Raw genomic sequence first — 17659 nt, forward strand, 5'->3', positions numbered from 1 at the left:
CAAAAAATCGGTCTGACGATCAACTTGGCGGAAATTACTCATCACAACCACGCTGGCTCGAGCCAATATCAACCCTCGATAATGAATCTCATTCCAGCTCTCGGCTCAAGTCCGACAGGCTGCTAGGTTGTCGAGATCTCCCGCGAACTCTGCTTTCAGCAGGTCTACGAGCGAGATCCAGTACACTGAGCGGGTACCGTCGAACAATGGCTGAAGATCGGGATGGGGGGTGCGCTGGTCGTCCGCAGGATGGCTGAAGTCGCGAGTGTTATGAGTCACAAAGGCGAACCGGCTCCGCTTCGATTTCGCGTCTACGATCTCAGAATAGGTCTCAATCAAGACCGCATCGCCAGCGCTGTTCTTCGAACGATGGTATGGTGCCGTTCCGGTGAGTGCGCGCTCGGTGACCCTCTGCTTGATCGCCTTGGTGGTCGACTTCTTGATTCCGGTGGCCAGCAACTCCTCGATCCATTCGATGGAGTCGTTGACCGCTTCGCCCTTCATCGAAATCCGCTGGTCGACCTCGTTGAGTGACTTCAGGGTCTCCGCCTTGTAGTCATCTTCGGCGAAACGGCCGACAGCCTCACGGACAAGTTTGAAGTGCGCCTGCAAGCTACGCTGCGCGTCCTCGGCAACGCGCGCCTTGTTTCGTGCAAACTCATCCTTGACCACGTCCGGCACGATAAACGCAATCTGATGACTCTTTACCAACTCCAACGCGGCTTGGATGAGCGTTTGCTGCCTGTAATCCTTCGCAAGGTCTAGCCAGACACAGGTATCGACGAGGATGCGGAGCATGGAGTCATTCCTTTTGTATCGCCAAATCCAGCAGGCCATGTATGGCTAACAAAATGACCAAGACACGCAATAATCGTTACGTCCCGTAGTGGTATCAGGGAGGATTCTTTGACTCTATTCGTATCTCGACCTGAGCCCGCATCAGCACACGTTATCGGATGGTCGCGTGGGAACCGCTGTCCGTGCGACGCCTTCATGGTTCGACAGGCTCACCATGAAGGCTATTTTGATGCGGAGTTCGTCCATGCCGGCGGCAGAGCAATTGGCGTCATCAGGACGCACGGTGCGCCGTTCGCGGGAGATCCCTCGCTGGCGCTCGGGATGACGGGAGGGTCGGTGGGCGGCTGCTTCCGTCGTGCGTGTTCGCTGGGGAGGCGCATGACGCGCCACGGAGTGGCGCGCCCCCAGCGTCTGTCCGCTCGGCCGGGTGCTCGATGGGATGCGCCGCTTGCGTTGAAACGTCCCCCATCCGGCGCTTCGCGCCACCTTCCCCCGCAAGCGGGGGAAGGTAGTCGATCAGCTCACAGCGCGAAGATGCGGCCGAATTCGCTGAGGCCGTCCTTCGGCTGGTGCAGACGGTCCAGGGCGCCCCACAAGGTCGCGGCGATCGAGTCGATGACGGGGATGTCCAGGCGGGCTTCCAGGCGTGGGGCCAGCGTCGTTGCGTCCATGTTGGTGCAGACGACGGCGATGGCGTCCGGCTTCTCGGCCGCCACGGCGAGGGTCATCGCCTCGATGTCGGCGAGGGGGACGGCGCAGAAGGAGAAATTGTCCTGCAGGCCGGCGTGGCGTTCGCCGACGCAGGCGAAGCCGGCCCGGGTGTAGTTGTCGACGATGCGCGCCTGGACATCGCTGCGGTACGGCGTCACCAGTCCGATGCGCGTCGCGCCCAGCCGCGCGAGCAGCGTGTTGATCGCCAGGATCGCCGTCGTGGCGCTGATGCGGGTCGTGGCCTCGATCAGGTCGACGAGCTGCCGGTCGCGGTCGAAGCCCAGCCAGCTGGCGGACGTGCCGTTCCAGGCGATGGCGTCGACCTTGGCGTGGGAGAGCAGCTCGGCCGCCTGCAGGATCGGGGCGGTGTCGAACTGGCCCAGCGCTTTAGGCGACAAGGCGATCTCGGTCACCGGGAAGCGCGCGAAATGCGCGCGCACATCGGCCAGGTGCGCCAGCATGCCGTAGGTCGCCGGCTCCAGCGCGGTGTTGGACGACGGCGTCAGCATCCCGATCCGGATCATGGGAAGTTCTCCCGGAACGCCGCCGGCGGCCGGAAGCCGAATCCCTGCCGCCGTTCGAGCGCCGATGCAAAGGCCAGAAGATCATGGTCGCGCCCCGGCGCGGCGATCAGCTGGATGCCGATCGGCAGCCGATCGCCTTGCGGCCAGTAGGGCAGCGACAGCGCCGGGCAGCCGGTCAGGGTTATGATGGCGGTGATCGCCAGGTAGTCGATCAGGCTCTCGAGCGGCCGGCCATCGATCTCCGTCACCTCGCCGGAGTTGACGCCGAACGGCATCACGGCGGCGGCCGGCGTGACAAGGACGTCGTGACGCTCGAAGAAGGCGACGAAGCGGCGGAACAATGCCGATCGCTCCGCCTCGGCGGCGAGAAAGGCCGATGCGGCCAGGCCCTCGCCGCGGGCGATGTTCCAGCGCACGGTGGCCGCCAGCTTATCGCCATGCTTGCGGGCGAGCGGGCTGAGGTTGTGGTGGATATGCCCGGCGCGCAGCGTCGCGAAAGCGGCCATGGCGCCGGCGCAATCCGGATGATCCTCGACAAGGCCGCAGCTGCCGGCGCTCAGCGCCGCGGCGGCCTCGTCGAAGCGCATGCGGACATCGCGCGCAACAGGCGCGACACCGAGATCGCGCGACACGGCGATCCGCGTCAGCGCCGCCGGAGCGGACGAAGCGGCGCGCCATGACATCGGATCGCGGGCATCGGGCCCGGCGAGCGCGTCGAGAAGCCGGCCGGCAGCGGCGGCGTCGCGGGTCAGCAGGCCGGCGGTCGGCAGGCTGTCCCAGGCGATGGCGCGCGTGGGGCTGGGCAGCAGGCCCGCGGTCGGCCGCAAGCCCACGACGCCGCAGAAGGCCGCCGGGGTGCGCACGGAGCCGCCGAAATCCGTCCCGATCGCCGCCGGCACGAGGCCGGCCGCGACCGCCGCCGCCGAGCCGCCGCTCGAGCCGCCGGAGCTGAGCGAGAGGTCGTAGGGATTGGCGGTCGAAGGACAGATGGCATTCGCGCACAGCGCGCCGAAGCCGAACTCGGGCGTGTTGGTCTTGCCGATGATGACCGCGCCGGCCGCTTTCGCGCGCGCGACCAGAACGTCGTCCTTCTCCGGGACATGATCGCGGAACGCGGCCGAGCCGCAGGTCGTTCGAAGCCCCGCCGTGTCGAGAAGGTCCTTGACGCCCAGCGCCAGGCCGAACAGCGGCCGCCCGCGCGCGCCCTCGGCGTCGAGCGCCTTGGCCTCGTCCAGCGCCGTCGGCGAGAGCGAGATGAAGCTGTGAAGCTGGTGGTCCTGGGTCCGGCACCGAAGCTGCGCCGTCGCGACGGCCTCCTGGGCCGATGCCGGGCGTTGCGCGTTTCGCATCAGCGTGCCTCCACCGGCTCAGCCGGCGCTGCGATTGACGGGAACGACGCCGATATCCTGGAAGATGGCGACGATGTCGTCCGGGTCGGGCGCCGAGCTGCCGAGCTGAAGCCGCAGCTCGATCTCGTCGAGGTGCCTGTTCATGGCCGCCAGCGCGCCCGCCTTGTCGCCGGCAAGAATCAGGTCGGCGATTCCGGGGTGCGCATCCGGCGAGCAGTCGGGCGAGCCGGGCACCTCGAAGGTCGCGATCGCCAGCGACGTGCGCAGCATCAGCTCCTTGGCGAAATCGAGCAGGACGCCGTTGCCGGCGAGCTCGGCGATGAGGACGTGGAAATCCGCGGTCAATGTCAGCGACGCCCAGCGGTCGTTGCGGTCATGGCCGGTCTCGCGCGCGATGTGCCGGCGCAACCTGCCGCGCGCGTCGTCGTCCAGGTTGTCGATCACCGCCGACAGGGTGGCGGTCTCGAGCATGCGCCGCGCGGCAAAGATGTCGCGCGCCTCCTGGACCGACGGCCGATAGATGAAGGCGCCACGATTGGGGTAGTGCGTCACGATGTGGCGCGACACCAGGTGGCCCAGCACCTGCCTGATGTGGATACGCGTGGTTGAGAAGACCTGGGCCAGCGCATCCTCGCCCAGCTTGGTGCCGGGCTTCAGCCGTTTCTGCGTGATGGCCTTGAGAATCCCCTGAACGACCGGATCGTCGTCCATCGTGCGCGGCTCCGGGCCGACCTCGCCATCGCGGTCTTTTCGGGGGGCTTTCATTTTTTCTTATTTAACCAATCGGCCTCGAAATTGGAAGATATCTGACTGCCTAGTTAGTGACCATTTGAGCAGTTTTTAGTCCACAATATTGGCCTTGATTGGCGCCAAAATTTTACACAAGATAAAACAACTGAGATTCAAGGCGTTTAGTCCGACCCGCGGCTTGGCACGCGGGTTGCCTTGCAAAGAGGGACTACGGGGAGGGGCATGGCAAAGCTGCTGCTGAACGGCGCCTTGATCATGCGCGACGGCCAGACGGCCTTCGCGCCGGACCCTGTCGACATCCTGATCGACGGTCAGATGATCTCGGCGATCGCACCGGCCGGAACGATCGCGGATGCCGATCGCCGACTGAATGTCAGCGGCCTGCTTGCAGCGCCCGGCCTCATCAACGGCCATCTCCATTCGTGGGACCATTTCATCAAGGGCCGGGTCGAGAACCTGCCGATGGAATTGATGATGGCGCATCTGCGGCCGGCGGTGCCGCTGCCGCTGACGGCCGACGACATCTACCTGCGCACCATGATGGCCGCGGTGGAATCGCTGCGGACCGGGGCGACGACGATCATCGACGATCTCAGCCTGGGACAGACGTTCGACCGCAGCCATGTCGATGCCGCCTTGCAGGCCTACAAGGACGCCGGCATCCGCACCTATGTCGGCTTCTCCATGATCGACAAGGCCGTGGTCGACAGCTGGCCCTTCGTCGAGGAGAGCTTCCCGCCCGAGACGCTGGCCTGGCTCAGGTCCCTGCCGCGCCCGCGCGGCGATGCGCTGCTGGGCCTGGTGCGCGACCTGGCGAAGGAGCATCATCCCTCGAGCGCGCGCGTGGGCGTGCTGGTCGCGCCGTCGGCACCGCAGCGCTGCACCGACGACTTCCTGCGCGACTGCCGCCGGCTGGCCGACGAGCTGGACCTGCCGGTCATCATCCATGTGCTCGAGACGCGGCTGCAGGCCGTGACGGCCGAGATCTTCTGGGGCCGCAGCATGGTCGAGCACCTTGCCGCGGTCGGCTTCCTGAAGGAGCGGACGGCGCTGGTGCATGGCGTATGGCTCACGCCGCGCGACCGCGCCCTGATCGCCGATAGAGGCGCCAGCGTGCAGTACAATCCCTGGAGCAATGCGGCGATCGGATCGGGCGCCGCCGACTTCCGCGCGCTGCGCGATGCCGGCATCAATGTCAGCATGGGCTCCGACGGCTGCGGCGTCACCTTCAACTGCTCGATGCTGCTGGCCCTGAAGTTCGGCACCGGCATCGGCCGCATCCGCAGCACCGACCATCGACGCTGGCCCACCGCCGCCGAATTGTGGGAAGCCGCCACGGTCGGCGGCGCCCGCGCGCTGGGCCGCGCCCATGAGCTGGGCAGGCTGGCGCCGGGGCAGCGGGCCGACATCGTGCTCTACCGCCAGACCAGCATCGGGCTGGTGCCGCTCAACGCCCCGGTGCGCCAGCTGGTGCATGCCGAGAGCGGCGGCGGCATCGACACCGTCATCGTCGACGGCGAGCCCGTCATGCAGGCGGGCCGGCTCACCAGGATCGACGAAAGCAGGCTGGTCGCAGATTTCCAGCGGGCCCACGCCCGGCTGCTCGATCGCATCCAGGCATCCGAAGAAGCTGCCGGCCCGGTCCTGGAAGGCCTGGACAGGCTCTATCGACAGTCGCTGCGCCACAAGATCGCTGCCGACACGACACGCGGCGTGATCGATCTGCCCTCGGCGGAGGAGGTCTGGCAGTGACCGACAAGCGCGGCAACGACCTGGCGCTGAGCGGCGTCAACCATTGGTTCGGGCCGACGCAGGCGCTCGACGGGGTGAGCCTGCGCATCGACCCGGGCGAGATGGTGGCCCTGCTGGGTCCGTCCGGCTGCGGCAAGACCACCCTGCTGCAGATCATCGCCGGCTTCCTGCAGCCGACCGAGGGCGAGGTCCTGCTCGATGGCGGCCGCGTCGACCATATTCCCGCCAATCGCCGCCGCGTCGGCATGGTCTTCCAGAACTATGCGCTGTTCCCGCATCTCAGCGTCTTCGAGAACGTCGCCTACGGCCTGAGGGCCCGCAAGATGCCGGGCGCGGCGATCAAGGCGAAGGTGGCCGAGATGCTGGCGCTGGTGAAGATGGGGCATCTCGCCGACCGGCTGCCGAGCCAGCTCTCCGGCGGCCAGCAGCAGCGCGTGGCGCTGGCCCGGGCGCTGGCGATCGAGCCGGGCATCGTGCTGCTCGACGAGCCGTTCTCGGCATTGGACAAGAATCTCCGGCTCGACATGCAGATCGAGATCAAGGGCCTCCTGAAAGGCTACGGCGTCACGTCGATCATCGTCACGCACGACCAGGAAGAGGCCCTGTCGATGGCCGACCGGATCGTCGTGATGAACCGCGGCCGGATCGAGCAGGTCGGCACGCCCGACATCCTGTACGACCGGCCGGCCACCCTGTTCGTGAACCAGTTCATCGGCCACGCGAACTTCCTGCAGGCGGCCCTGGTCGCGCCCCGGCGCGTGAAGCTCGAGGCCGGCATCGAAATCGATCTCGCGGAACCTGCCCCGCAGCCGGTGGGCAGCGCGGTGCTGGTCTCCATCCGGCCCGAGAACATCGCCATCTCGGGCACCAGCGCCGGACCGACCATTCCCGTCAAGGTCCGCATCACCATGCCGCTGGGCGCGGCGGACGTCATCGAGGCGGTCACGCCCAACGGCGAGACCGTCAAGATCCACAAGACCCGCTCCCCGGCATCCAAGCCCATCGCTTCCGGCACGGCGCTGGCGCTGAGCGTCGTCGATCCCACCGGCATCGGGATCTTCGCGGCACCGGCGGGTGATCCCGCCTCAACGTTGCACGGACCATAAGGAGAAGCACCATGCGGCTTTCACGTCGATCGATACTGGCTGCTGGCTCTGCTGCAACGGCGGCCGCGGCCATGGGCGGCCTTCCCCGGCTCGCGCACGCCGCCGGCTCGATCGTGGCCACCACCTATCCCGGCAGCTTCGACGAGGCCTTCAAGGCCGTCGTCGGGCCGGCACTGACCCGGAACAGCGGCGGCGGCAAGGTCACCTTCTCGCCGCTGTTGAATGTCGACCAGATCGGCAAGATCCAGGCCTCGCGCAGCGCCCCGCCCTTCGACGTCGTCCTGTTCGACGAAGGGCCGCTGATCCCGGCCATCGAGGCGGACGTCCTGGAGAAATTCCCGGTCGAGAAGTCGAAGAACTTCGCCAGCATCCCGGAGGCCTTTCGCCATCCGCAGGGCTATGCGCCGGTCATCACGGTCCAGCTGATCGGCATCGCCTACAACCCGAAGCGGGTCAAGACGCCGCCGACATCCTGGGAAGACCTGTGGAAGCCCGAGTACAAGGGCCGCGTCGGCCTGACCGGGATGGGCTCCAGCCTCGGCACGGCGTTCATGGTCGAGATCGCGAAGATGCACGGCGGATCGGAGACGAGCATCGAGCCGGCATTCGACGCGATCAAGAAGCTGCTGCCGAATGTCGGGGCTCTGGCGGCGTCGCCCGGCGCCCTGGCGGCGCTGTTCCAGCAGGGCGAGATCGATATCGCCTTCAACTACTTCAACAATGTCGCGCTGCTGGCGGCCAAGGGGGTCGATATCGCCTTCGCCAAGCCCAAGTCCGGCGCCGTGGCGGTGCGGACCAGCGCCCAGATCGTCAAGAACAACCAGGACCCGAAGCTGGTCCTCGACTACCTCGATACCGCGATGTCGCTTGAGGTCCAGAAGGGGCTCGAGGCGTCACCCTGGGTGATGATGCCGACCAACAAGAACGTGACGCTGACCGGCGCCAACCTCACGGTCGCCAAGAGCGTCGATGACCTGGTGTCGCACAGCGTGCTGCTCGACTGGACGAAGTTCCAGAAGATGCGCGGCGAATGGATCACCCGGTTCAACAAGGACGTGAAGATCTGAGCGCCTGGCGGGAATATTCCTGTCATCCCGAGCGCAGCGAGGGATCTCCTGCGAAAGACGCACGGTGCGTCATGCGCGGGAGATCCCTCGCTGCGCTCGGGATGACGGATGTGTCTACTCGTTCTGAATAGGCGGGCGTGCACATGCGGATGCGATCGGAAGCGATGACGGGAATGCTGCCGGCGATGCCGCTGGCGGTCCTGTTCCTGTTCTCGTTCGTGGTGCCCCTGCTGGTCCTCATCTTCCTCAGCCTGTTCCGCACGCCGCAATTCACCGAGATGGGCTTCGACCAGTACGCCCGGTTCGTGGGCGACGGCTACAACCTCAAGGTCCTGTTCGACACGCTGCTGCTGGGGGTGGAAGTCGCCCTGATCGCGCTGGTCCTGGCCTACCCTCTGGGGCTCGCCTATGTCGCGGCGCCGCCGCTGGGCCGCACCATCATCACCTTCCTGATCCTGCTGCCCCTGCTGACCAGCTCGGTGGTGCGCACGTTCGCCTGGATCGTCATCCTGGGGCGGGAAGGCATCGTCAACTCGGCCATGCTGGCGTTCGGCCTCTGGGACCAGCCGGCCCGGCTGCTCTACACCTGGGGCGGCATGGTGCTGGCGCTGGCCCAGATCCAGCTGCCGCTCATGGCGCTGCCCATCATCAACAGCCTGATGCGGATCGACGGCAACCTGACGCGGGCCGCGGAAGGCCTCGGCGCCAGCCGGTTCCGGATCCTCTTCACGGTGATCCTGCCGCTGACGCTGCCGGGCGCGATCGCCGGCTGGCTGCTGGTGTTCGCCGCTGCGGTCACCGCCTTCATCACCCAGACGCTGGTGGGCGGCGGGCGCATCATCCTGATGCCGCTCTACATCTACCAGCAGGCGATGGGCGTGCAGGAATGGCCGTTCTCGGCAGCGCTGTCGCTCATCTTCACGGTCGCGGTCATCGGCATCGTCGCCGCAGTCGGCGCCGTGTCCCGCCGCTACATGCGAGGCGTCGATGCAGCGTAGCCCCCAGGACCGGCTCTATGCCGCGACGATCGGCACCCTTGCCGGCTTCACCATGCTGCTGCTGCTAGCGCCGACCGCCGTGGTCGTGATCATCTCCTTCACCGGCGGCATCACCCTGAAGTTCCCGCCGCCCAGCTGGTCGATGCGCTGGTATGCGGAGCTGCTGGTGTCCGACGAGATCATCCAGCCGGCGCTCACCAGCCTGAAGGTCGCGGTCATGGCGACGATCGGATCCGGCATCCTGGGGACGGCGGCGGCGCTCGGCATCGCCCGCAGCCGGTCGCGGCTGGCGCGCATCCTCGATGCGCTCTTCATGTCCCCGATGGTGCTGCCGGCGATGGCGTTCGGCCTGTCGCTGCTGCTGGTCTTCAACATGCTGGCGATCCGCCTGTCGACGGCGACGCTGGTGCTGGGCCACATCATCATCTGCATTCCCTACGTGATCAGGATGGTCGGCGCCTCGCTGCAGCAATTGAACCCGGTGCTGATCACCTGCTCGCTCAGCCTGGGCGCAAGCCGCTGGTACACGTTCAGGCGCGTGACCTTGCCGCTGATCCGCCGCGGCATCATCGCCAGCGGCTTCGTGGCCTTCCTGTCCTCCTTCGACAACGTGCCGGTATCGCTGTTCCTGGCCGATGCCCGCACCGAGGTGCTGCCCATCAAGCTGTGGGCGATCCTCGAAGGCAGCCTCGATGTCCGCGTCGCGGCCGTGTCGGGCGTGGTGGTGATCGCGACCCTGCTGGGGCTGATCGCCGCCGAGCGCTTTGGCGGCTTCGCCCGCCAGGCCGCGAGAAGCTGATCCGCCATGACGATAAGGCGTGACCTCCGCGGCTATGGCCGCAACCGGCCGACGATCATATGGCCCAACGGCGCCAGGGTCGCGGTCTCGCTGGCCGTGAATTTCGAGGAAGGCGGCGAACGCTCGATCGAGGACGGCGATGCGGAGAACGAACCCTTCGGCGAGGTCATCTCCGTCCAGCCACCCGGCATCCGCGACCTGGTGCAGGAGCAGGTCTTCGACTACGGCATGCGGGCCGGGCTGTGGCGCTTCCTGGACGCCCTGGAGGCGCGGCGGTTCGGCGCCACCTTCATGATGTGCGGGCGCACCGTCGAGCGGGTTCCCGACCTCGCACGCGCCGTGACCGACGCGGGGCACGAGCCGGCCGTCCATGGCTGGCGCTGGGTGGCGCATTCAAGATACACGGACCCGCAGACCGAGAAGGCGGACATCATCCGCACGCGCGACACCATCGCGGCCGCGACGCAGGTGAAGCCGGTCGGTTTCATGTCGCGCGGCGGCCAGAGCGCCTGGACCCGGTCCCTGCTGGCCGAGCTCGGCTTCGCCTACGATTCGAACGCCCTGAACGACGACCTGCCGTACTGGGATGTCCTGGACACGGGACAGCGCATGCTCGTGCTGCCCTACGGGTTCGACACCAACGACATGAAGTTCTTCCACCCCAACGGCTTTGTGGAACCGGACCAGTTCTCGCGCTATGTCGGGGCGGCGCTGGACGTCCTCGCGGAGGAGGCGGCGGCGGGGCGGTCGTCCATGCTGTCCGTCGGCTTCCATCTTCGCATCTGCGGCCGGCCGGCGCGGTTTGCCGCCGTGCAGGCGATCCTGCGCAAGCTGGCGGCCATGGGCGACAGCATCTGGGTCGCGCGGCGAACCGAAATCGCCGCGCATTTCCGCAAGATGCATCCGATGGACACGTGATTGGGAAAAGGCCATGCCGCAGTTCGACCTCGTCATCCGCCACGGAACCCTGGCCACCGCCGCCGACGTCTTCGCCGCGGACCTGGGCATCGTCGACGGCAAGATCGCTGCGATCGGCAGCCATCTTGCGGCCGGCCGGCGTGAGATCGACGCGAGCGGCCGGCTGGTCCTGCCCGGCGGCGTCGACGGGCACTGCCATTTCGACCAGCCCACCAGCGACGGCTCGGTCATGGCCGACGATTTCTACACCGGCTCGCGTTCGGCCGCCTGCGGCGGCACCACGACCATCATCCCGTTCGCCTGCCAGTTCCGCGGACAGTCGCTGCGCGCCGCCGTCGAGGACTACCACAACCGGGCGCGCGGGCGGTCGTTCATCGACTACGCCTTCCACCTGATCATCAGCGACCCGACCGAGCAGCTGGTCGGCCAGGACCTGCCGGCGCTGATCCGCGACGGCTACACGTCGTTCAAGATCTACATGACCTACGACGACATGAAGCTGAACGATCGTCAGGTCCTGGATCTGCTGACCGTCGCCCGCCGCGACGGCGCGATGGCCATGATCCATGCCGAGAATTCGGATTTCATCGGCTGGCTGACCGACAGGCTGCTCGCTAGCGGCCATGCCGAGCCCCACTATCACGCCGCGTCGCGTCCGATGGCGGTCGAGCGGGAGGCCACGCACCGGGCCATCACGATGGCCGAGCTCGCCGACGTGCCGATCCTGATCGTGCATGTCTCCGGGCGCGAGGCGGTCGAGCAGATCCACTGGGCCCAGGGAAGAGGCCTGAAGATCTTTGCCGAAACCTGCCCGCAATACATGGTGCTGACGGAAGCCGACCTGCATGGCCACGGCTTCGAGGGCGCGAAATGCATCTGCAGCCCGCCGCCGCGGGACAAGGCCAACCAGGCCGCGATCTGGGACGGGCTGGCCGGCGGCGTCTTCCACATCGTGTCCTCCGATCATGCCGCGTTCCGCTACGCCGATCCCAAGGGCAAGATGGTGCGCGGCGAGAAGGCACCGTTCAACTGGGTGCCCAACGGCATCCCGGGCGTGGAGACGCGCCTGCCGATCCTGTTCTCCGAGGGCGTCGGCAAGGGCCGCATCAGCCTGTCGCGGTTCGTCGAGCTGGCCGCGACCAATCCAGCGAAGATGTACGGCCTCTATCCGCGCAAGGGCACGCTCGCCATCGGCGCCGATGCCGACATCGTCGTCTTCGATCCCGACCGCAAGGTCACGATCACCAATGCCCTGCTGCACCACAATGTCGACTACACGCCCTATGAGGGCCTGGAGGTCACGGGCTGGCCGCAGACAGTGCTGTCGCGCGGCGACATCCTGGTCGACGCGGGAAGCTTCGTCGCGGCCGAGGGCAGAGGGCAGTTCCTGCACTGCGACAAGCCGGCGCTCGCCAGGCCCAGGGCCGCCGCCTGAGCCGGCCGCCGCGGCCGATCGACGATGACCCGTGACGGCACCAGGCCGGCGCTGCTGCTCGTCAATCCCAACAGCTCGCAGGCGGTGAGCGGACGCATCGCCGCGTTCGCCGCGCCCCGGCTGGACGGCCGCGCCGAATTCGACGTGATCACGTGCGCCGGCGGCCCGGACTATCTTGGGGACATCAAGACGCTGCGGGCCGGGGAAGCGGCCGCCGTCGCGGCCGTCACCGAACGGATGCGGCAGGGACGGCGCTTCGATGCCGTCCTCATGGCCTGCTTCGCCGATATCGGCCATCCGATACGGACGCTTTCGGGCAGGCCGGTCTGCAGCCTGCTGTCGGCGTCCCTGGCCGCGGTCGAGGCCGAGGGCCGGCCGTTCGCCATCGTCACGGCCGGCGCGCAATGGCAGGACCTGCTGCCGCCGATGGTCGGCCAGGCCTTGCCGGCAGGGGCCAAGGCGGCGCTCGCCGCGGTCCGCACGTTCGAATCCACCGGCACGGCGGTCGCGGCCGACCCCGCCGCCGCCCTGCCGGCGCTGGAGCGAGCGGTCCTGGCCTGCATCGCGCTCGACAAGGTCGATGTCGTTGTCGTCGGCGGCGCCGGCCTGGCAGGCCTTGCCGCGCGCATCCGGCGACCGCCCGGCGTGAAGATCATCGACTGCCTCGAAGCGGGCCTTGCCACCGCGCTGTTGCTGGCGATGGAAATCAGTCGGAGGCCTGCACCCGGGGCAGGCGGTTGAGGCGGCTGTCGAGCAGCCCGACAAAAGCCGCGGCCCAGGCGACGAGCGCCAGGACCAGGAACACCTGCGACAGCGGCACCAGGAACGGCACGTCCAGGATCCGGGTCAGGTGATAGGTCGCCACGCAATACATGCCCAGGGGAAAGACGCCGCCCCAGTAGAGGGGATCGTACGAGAACGGCACGCCGCGGATCAGGTAGCGCCAGACGCCCAGGACCAGCAGCATGGGGATCCACAGCGTGGCGATGGCCCAGAAGAACAGCGCCCCCTCCTTCACGAACAGCACGATCTCGCTGATCACCGGCGAGACGCCGGCATGCTCCGCCAGCGTCGCGCCGGCCAGCGTTGAGATCGCCACCGCGCCCATGTTGATCCAGTACGGCGGCGTCAGATCCTCCGGCGCCATGCTCGCGAACATGTAGCGCAAGAGGATCAGCGTCATGATCCCGAGATACAGCGCCGCGCCGCCCAGCCACAGCACCAGGGCGACGAACATCAGCAGCGCCCGCTGCTCGGCCGCGATGGCGGCGGCGGACGACACCAGCACGGTCAGGATGGCGACCGACTGGGCCGCCACGACGATGACCAGCCAGCCGCCATTCAGGCCTTCGGCAAGGGCGGGCTTGTCCGGCTTGACCATGAGCGCGGCGAGCACCCCGTAGGTGATCACGACCCACAGCGCCATGGCCGCGACCCAGAACACGAAGGCCGCGCCGGTGGCGCCCAGCAGCAGGCATTGCGTGCCGAACACGGCGATGGCCGCCACCATGGTGAAGAAGCCGACGCCGCGGCTGTGGCTGCGGATGTCGGCAGCGACCGCGTCGGGAAAGCGCAGGATGCGCACGCCCGTCGCCGACACGAGCCCGGCAAGGAAGACGGCGTTGAGCCAGAACAGCGCGGTCGGCACCAGCGCCATGCCATGCAGGCGGGCGGCGATCGACACGATGCCGGTGGCCATGACGAGGGCGAAATAGGCCGGGTGCAGGGTTTGCAGATCGTCGCGTCGTCCGCGCGCGAAACGGAGTCTCATGAACCTATGTCCTGAAGGGGCTGGGCCGGGCTGTCGCATGCGGGCACGAGTTTGTGCCTTAAAGCCGGGACTGTCATCCCGCACCGCGGGATGCCGTGCGCAAGAGGCACGACGGCACTGGACAGGCGCCGCCGGTGGGCGATGATCGATGCCGAAAACCGCCCGCATCCCGGAGAACATGGCCATGGCGCACGCCACCGAAGCAGCCGGACGCAGCCGCTGGGCCAGGATCGGCGCCACGCTGGCGCACGAGTTCCGCGAGGTGCTGCCGCCGACGATCTTCTTCTTCGTCGGCTTCAATCTCGTCCTGTTCACCAAGCGGCTGATGCTGGCCGACTACCTGATCCAGGTCAGCGGCTTCCTGGTGGCCACGACCGGCGCGCTGATCGTGGGCAAGGTGGTGCTGGTCGCCGACAAGATGCCGTTCCTGCGGCGCTATGACGATGCGCCGCTGATCCGCCCCATCCTGTTCAAGACGATCGTCTACACGATGCTGGTCTTGGCGGCGCGCTTGCTGGAGGCCTTCGTCCACTACGTGGCTGAGGGTGGCGCGGTCGGCGGCGGCGGCTTCATCGACGACGCCCTGGGCAGCTTCAGCTGGTATCGCTTCAGCGCGACGCAGCTGTGGATCTTCGTGCTGTTCCTGATCTACGTGACCGCGGTCGAGCTCAACACGCTGCTGGGCGACGGCGAGCTGTTCAAGATCTTCTTCACGCGCCGCTCCTCGACGCTGAAATCGACGCGGCGGGCGCGCATCCGGCTGCTGGTGCGCCTGTCGCGCCTGATCGACGCCCACCCGATCGAGGCCCTGGGCACCGCCGGCACGAAGCCGCACGCCGAGCTGACCGCGATCCTGCGCGCCATGGCGCAGGGCGACCGCGACCGCAGCACCAGCCTGCGACCGGCCACGGCGCCCGGCACCGGGACATGACGCAAATCCGGCGGGGCCTGCTCCCTGCTGAAAGAATTCACCACCGAGGCACAGAGGACACGGAGGGACACAGAGAAGGTAGAAGCGCGCCTTCGGCGCGCCGTCTCTTCTTCCTCTGTGCGCCTCCGTGATCTCCGTGTCTCTGGGGTGAATCTTTCTAGCGCGGCGGCAACAGCGCGCCGATGAAGGTGTAGGCGGCGTCCGGCCCGGCGGCGACCAGCGTCCACTCGGTGAAGTCCTCGGCGCTGGTGCAGCTGTTGCCGCCGCCTTGAAGGATCAGGGTGATCCGGGTGCCATCGCCGTTGCCGGGCTCGAAGATGCCGGTGCCGGCGATCCTTCCCGTCACGCTCCATTCCTTGTAGAGCCGCGGGCCCAGGCCGCCGGGACTCTTCTCCTGCCGCGGGTCGACCTCGAAGATCGCGATCATTTCGGGCCAGGCCAGCGACAGGGTCCCTGCCCGCCTGTCCCTGTCGCGGAACTCGAAGGTGATGCCGTCGGCCGTGCGCTGGACGTCGAGGCCATAGGCGCTCATCGTCGCGTGGAGACCCTTGAGATCGCCGGGCTCGGCGTTCCCGGTGACGAGCTCGGCCGTGGGCGCAAACCGCAGGCGGCCGATCTCGCCGCGCTTGTACGCATCGAGCTTGTCGGTCGCCACATGGCGCTGGCCGACATCCGTGCAGCAGGCACAGGCATGCGCGCTGTCCGGGGCCATCATCGCCGCCGCGATCCAGGCCGCGACGGCGATCGGCGATCTCGACATCATGCGGTCGTCTTCCCACCCTCCAGCAGGCTCACGATGCGATCGACGGTGGCGTCGGCGAGCGCGTGCAGCTCGGCCGTGGTGCGGTTCTGGATCGGATGCGGCAGGTAGATCAGCGCCGGGTCGAGGCCCAGCGAATCGCATTGCACCGCGGCGGCATCCGCGAACACTTCGGTCGTGACGTTGACGGCGGCGATGCCGCGTCCGTCCAGATCAGCGATGTCGTGCAGACTGCACGATATGCAGGAGCCTCAATCGGCCAGCGCGACGACGGCGACCTGCGCCTCCGCCGCGATCTGCTGCAGCAGCGCCGTCGATGCCACGCGCGAGGGCGTCGGCTTGCGATAGCGTCTGGACGCGATGCCGCGCTCGTCGAGCCGCGCCTGCAGGCGGTCGATGTACTCGCTGCCGCGCAGCTTGCCGATGTCGAGCAGCGCCACGGTGGCGCCCTCAAGCGACGCCGGCGGCGGCGTGCGCGGCCGGCGCTGGCTGCCGGTCTCGGCGGTGGGATCACGCATAGAAAGGCTCATGGCTTGATCTCCCTGGTCACGGGTTGGGTCTGATCGCGAATGCCGGTGCCGGGCCAGCCGGCCAGGATGCCCGAGAACAGCCCGGCCGGACCGCCGGCGCGCACGACCAGCAGGCCACCGCGCCAGAACTTGGGCACCATCATGTCGGCGAACTTGGCCGGCATGCCCTCGGCGATGCCCTGGGCGCCGGCCACGAGATCCTTGCCTGGGCGCGTCGAATTAGCCAGCAGGCTGTCCTCGATGCGGGCGCGGTCCCAGCCGGCGGCGCGGAAGATCGCGTAGTGCTCGGGCGACAGCACCAGCATCGCCGCCGTCGCGCTGTAGAGCTTGGGGTGCATCACCGCCGATAGCGACAGCGCCAGCGAGCGCGACAGCTCCTCGGCCGTGCGCGAGCGCTGGTCCATGCAGGCCTGCAGGCCGTAGCCCTGGAACAGGGTCACCGCATTCCTGCCCGGCGCGATGCCGCGCGCCACCGACAGCGGCTGCCAGGCGGGATCGGTCTCGTCCTCGGCGAAGCAGCAGCTGATCTTGCCCGGCGAGCCGATGGTGGAGCGATCGATCTCGCCCGGCCGGCCGCCGCCGACATTGCGGATGATCAGCTGCAGCGCGCGACCGATGGTGAGGTTGGCGCGGTTGCCCTGGCCCAGCGCATTGATGCCCCAGTTCATGCCGATGGCGCGCGTGATGGGCCCGTTGACCACGATCACCGGGCCGGAGAAGCAGGTGGTGCACAAGAGCCCGTGCATGGTGAAGACCGGATCGAGCGCCGCTTCCACCACCGCCAGCACCACCGGCATGTATTCCGGCTTGCAGCCGGCCATCACGGCGTTGATCGCCACCTTCTCGACCGTGCACGGCGCCAGGTTGGGCGGGATCAGGCCGACGACCTCGTCGGGCTTGCGCGACGTGCCGGCCAGCATGCGCAGGATGCGCGCGTCGGTCGGCGCCACCACCGGCAGGCCGTCGGTCCAGCCGCGATCGAAGCAGGCCTCGGCCTCGTCATCGAACTCGCCCAGGGTGACCTTGCGCGCGCCCAGGCCGGGGTTGCCGAAGCGGGCCACGAGATGCTCATGCACGCCCGGCTCGCGGCTCCGGGAACCACAGCCGGGCTGGAACCCCGGCAAGCCCTCGCCCAGCCCCTGCAGGCCGGTGATGCGCTCCCATTCGGCGCGATCCCAGCCCACGGTGCGCGCCACCTCGCAGCCGGCGCTGAAGCGGATCAAGGTCGGCACGGTCTCGATGTCGTGGTGAAACGACTGCTCCAGCGCCGTGTCGTCGATGACCGCGAGGCCGGCCGGAAAGGCCGGATCGTCCTGCGTGTAGATGGCCAGCTTCTGGTCGCTGCGCGACAGCGCCCGCAGCACCGGCGTCACCAGCTGGCAGGTGTGACACTCCTCCTTGGCGAAGACGACGAAGCCGTCGGCAGGAGGGGCATTCATGGACACGGTGCCCATCGAAAC

General features: G+C 67.8%; 17 protein-coding genes. 9 read left to right on the forward strand and 8 right to left on the reverse strand.

The genetic code is table 11. The features are described 5' to 3' along the window. Positions 1-105: 105 nt before the first annotated feature. From FHP25_RS36690 to FHP25_RS36705, 4 genes are all read right to left on the reverse strand, one after another. On the reverse strand, positions 106-798 hold the full coding sequence (locus FHP25_RS36690) for a PIN domain-containing protein (protein WP_178134066.1): 693 nt from the start codon (positions 796-798) through the stop codon (positions 106-108). A 521-nt stretch (positions 799-1319) separates the two neighbouring features. Then, the gene (locus FHP25_RS36695; RefSeq protein ID WP_178134067.1) at positions 1320-2033 is read right to left on the reverse strand and encodes a maleate cis-trans isomerase family protein; all 714 of its coding nucleotides are present in this window, start codon (positions 2031-2033) and stop codon (positions 1320-1322) included. Next, positions 2030-3382 carry an amidase gene (locus tag FHP25_RS36700; RefSeq protein ID WP_147851969.1) on the reverse strand — a complete coding sequence of 451 codons (1353 nt, stop codon included), beginning with the start codon at positions 3380-3382 and terminating at the stop codon, positions 2030-2032. Before FHP25_RS36700 ends, FHP25_RS36695 begins: the two co-directional genes overlap by 4 nt. Positions 3383-3400: 18 nt before the next feature. Further along, positions 3401-4093: a GntR family transcriptional regulator gene (locus FHP25_RS36705; RefSeq protein WP_218578876.1), complete on the reverse strand. Its 693-nt coding sequence runs from the start codon at positions 4091-4093 to the stop codon at positions 3401-3403. Between the two features lie 261 nt (positions 4094-4354). Here FHP25_RS36705 and FHP25_RS36710 point away from each other — a divergent pair, with 261 nt between their 5' ends. From FHP25_RS36710 to FHP25_RS36745, 8 genes are all read left to right on the forward strand, one after another. Beyond that, positions 4355-5884 carry an amidohydrolase family protein gene (locus FHP25_RS36710; RefSeq protein WP_147851971.1) on the forward strand — a complete coding sequence of 510 codons (1530 nt, stop codon included), beginning with the start codon at positions 4355-4357 and terminating at the stop codon, positions 5882-5884. Continuing rightward, positions 5881-6990 (forward strand): ABC transporter ATP-binding protein, encoded by a 1110-nt coding sequence (locus FHP25_RS36715; protein WP_218578878.1) that lies wholly within the window; start codon positions 5881-5883, stop codon positions 6988-6990. The genes FHP25_RS36710 and FHP25_RS36715 overlap by 4 nt, the downstream gene beginning before the upstream one ends. A gap of 71 nt (positions 6991-7061) precedes the next feature. Further along, positions 7062-8057, forward strand: coding sequence for an extracellular solute-binding protein (locus FHP25_RS36720; RefSeq protein WP_218578880.1), 996 nt, complete (start codon positions 7062-7064; stop codon positions 8055-8057). Between the two features lie 143 nt (positions 8058-8200). Beyond that, positions 8201-9055 (forward strand): ABC transporter permease, encoded by an 855-nt coding sequence (locus tag FHP25_RS36725; RefSeq protein ID WP_218578882.1) that lies wholly within the window; start codon positions 8201-8203, stop codon positions 9053-9055. Beyond that, entirely contained in the window at positions 9045-9854 is an 810-nt protein-coding gene (locus FHP25_RS36730) for an ABC transporter permease (RefSeq protein ID WP_147851974.1), read from the forward strand. The genes FHP25_RS36725 and FHP25_RS36730 overlap by 11 nt, the downstream gene beginning before the upstream one ends. A 6-nt stretch (positions 9855-9860) precedes the next feature. Beyond that, positions 9861-10772 (forward strand): polysaccharide deacetylase family protein, encoded by a 912-nt coding sequence (locus tag FHP25_RS36735; RefSeq protein WP_147851975.1) that lies wholly within the window; start codon positions 9861-9863, stop codon positions 10770-10772. Positions 10773-10785: 13 nt separating this feature from the next. Then, entirely contained in the window at positions 10786-12207 is a 1422-nt protein-coding gene (hydA, locus tag FHP25_RS36740; protein ID WP_147851976.1) for a dihydropyrimidinase, read from the forward strand. 24 nt (positions 12208-12231) lie between these two features. Beyond that, positions 12232-12948, forward strand: coding sequence for an aspartate/glutamate racemase family protein (locus tag FHP25_RS36745; protein ID WP_147851977.1), 717 nt, complete (start codon positions 12232-12234; stop codon positions 12946-12948). Here the strand turns inward: FHP25_RS36745 and FHP25_RS36750 are convergent. Continuing rightward, on the reverse strand, positions 12914-13978 hold the full coding sequence (locus tag FHP25_RS36750) for a tellurite resistance/C4-dicarboxylate transporter family protein (RefSeq protein ID WP_147851978.1): 1065 nt from the start codon (positions 13976-13978) through the stop codon (positions 12914-12916). The genes FHP25_RS36745 and FHP25_RS36750 overlap by 35 nt on opposite strands. A 148-nt stretch (positions 13979-14126) precedes the next feature. Between FHP25_RS36750 and FHP25_RS36755 the strand changes: the two genes are divergently transcribed. Next, positions 14127-14909, forward strand: a complete 783-nt coding sequence (locus tag FHP25_RS36755; RefSeq protein WP_147851979.1) for a hypothetical protein — start codon at positions 14127-14129, stop codon at positions 14907-14909. A 157-nt stretch (positions 14910-15066) separates the two neighbouring features. On the opposite strand, the gene FHP25_RS36760 is transcribed toward FHP25_RS36755, so the two are convergent. Genes FHP25_RS36760 through FHP25_RS36770 form a run of 3 tightly spaced genes read right to left on the reverse strand, consistent with a single transcriptional unit; the run spans position 15067 to position 17653 of the window. Next, positions 15067-15672 (reverse strand): hypothetical protein, encoded by a 606-nt coding sequence (locus tag FHP25_RS36760; RefSeq protein WP_147851980.1) that lies wholly within the window; start codon positions 15670-15672, stop codon positions 15067-15069. After that, complete coding sequence (locus FHP25_RS42520; RefSeq protein WP_273701384.1) at positions 15669-16199, reverse strand: UGSC family (seleno)protein; 531 nt, start codon at positions 16197-16199, stop codon at positions 15669-15671. The genes FHP25_RS36760 and FHP25_RS42520 overlap by 4 nt, the downstream gene beginning before the upstream one ends. Beyond that, a complete protein-coding gene (locus tag FHP25_RS36770; protein ID WP_218578885.1) occupies positions 16196-17653 on the reverse strand; it encodes a thioredoxin family protein in 1458 nt (485 codons plus the stop codon). The genes FHP25_RS42520 and FHP25_RS36770 overlap by 4 nt, the downstream gene beginning before the upstream one ends. Positions 17654-17659 lie beyond the last annotated feature (6 nt).

Origin of the sequence: Vineibacter terrae (assembly GCF_008039615.1) — a bacterium.
Lineage (GTDB): Bacteria > Pseudomonadota > Alphaproteobacteria > Reyranellales > Reyranellaceae > Vineibacter > Vineibacter terrae.

What these genes read in the sequence shown, in the direction of transcription:
- FHP25_RS36750 (WP_147851978.1), bottom strand. Translation starts at nt 13,978, where the DNA reads ATGAGACTCCGTTTCGCGCGCGGACGACGCGACGATCTGCAAACCCTG.
- FHP25_RS36705 (WP_218578876.1), bottom strand. Translation starts at nt 4,093, where the DNA reads ATGGACGACGATCCGGTCGTTCAGGGGATTCTCAAGGCCATCACGCAG.
- FHP25_RS36730 (WP_147851974.1), top strand. Translation starts at nt 9,045, where the DNA reads ATGCAGCGTAGCCCCCAGGACCGGCTCTATGCCGCGACGATCGGCACC.
- FHP25_RS36770 (WP_218578885.1), bottom strand. Translation starts at nt 17,653, where the DNA reads ATGGGCACCGTGTCCATGAATGCCCCTCCTGCCGACGGCTTCGTCGTC.
- FHP25_RS36700 (WP_147851969.1), bottom strand. Translation starts at nt 3,382, where the DNA reads ATGCGAAACGCGCAACGCCCGGCATCGGCCCAGGAGGCCGTCGCGACG.
- FHP25_RS36745 (WP_147851977.1), top strand. Translation starts at nt 12,232, where the DNA reads ATGACCCGTGACGGCACCAGGCCGGCGCTGCTGCTCGTCAATCCCAAC.
- hydA (WP_147851976.1), top strand. Translation starts at nt 10,786, where the DNA reads ATGCCGCAGTTCGACCTCGTCATCCGCCACGGAACCCTGGCCACCGCC.
- FHP25_RS36735 (WP_147851975.1), top strand. Translation starts at nt 9,861, where the DNA reads ATGACGATAAGGCGTGACCTCCGCGGCTATGGCCGCAACCGGCCGACG.
- FHP25_RS36690 (WP_178134066.1), bottom strand. Translation starts at nt 798, where the DNA reads ATGCTCCGCATCCTCGTCGATACCTGTGTCTGGCTAGACCTTGCGAAG.
- FHP25_RS36695 (WP_178134067.1), bottom strand. Translation starts at nt 2,033, where the DNA reads ATGATCCGGATCGGGATGCTGACGCCGTCGTCCAACACCGCGCTGGAG.
- FHP25_RS36755 (WP_147851979.1), top strand. Translation starts at nt 14,127, where the DNA reads ATGCCGAAAACCGCCCGCATCCCGGAGAACATGGCCATGGCGCACGCC.
- FHP25_RS36725 (WP_218578882.1), top strand. Translation starts at nt 8,201, where the DNA reads ATGCGGATGCGATCGGAAGCGATGACGGGAATGCTGCCGGCGATGCCG.
- FHP25_RS36720 (WP_218578880.1), top strand. Translation starts at nt 7,062, where the DNA reads ATGGGCGGCCTTCCCCGGCTCGCGCACGCCGCCGGCTCGATCGTGGCC.
- FHP25_RS36760 (WP_147851980.1), bottom strand. Translation starts at nt 15,672, where the DNA reads ATGATGTCGAGATCGCCGATCGCCGTCGCGGCCTGGATCGCGGCGGCG.
- FHP25_RS36710 (WP_147851971.1), top strand. Translation starts at nt 4,355, where the DNA reads ATGGCAAAGCTGCTGCTGAACGGCGCCTTGATCATGCGCGACGGCCAG.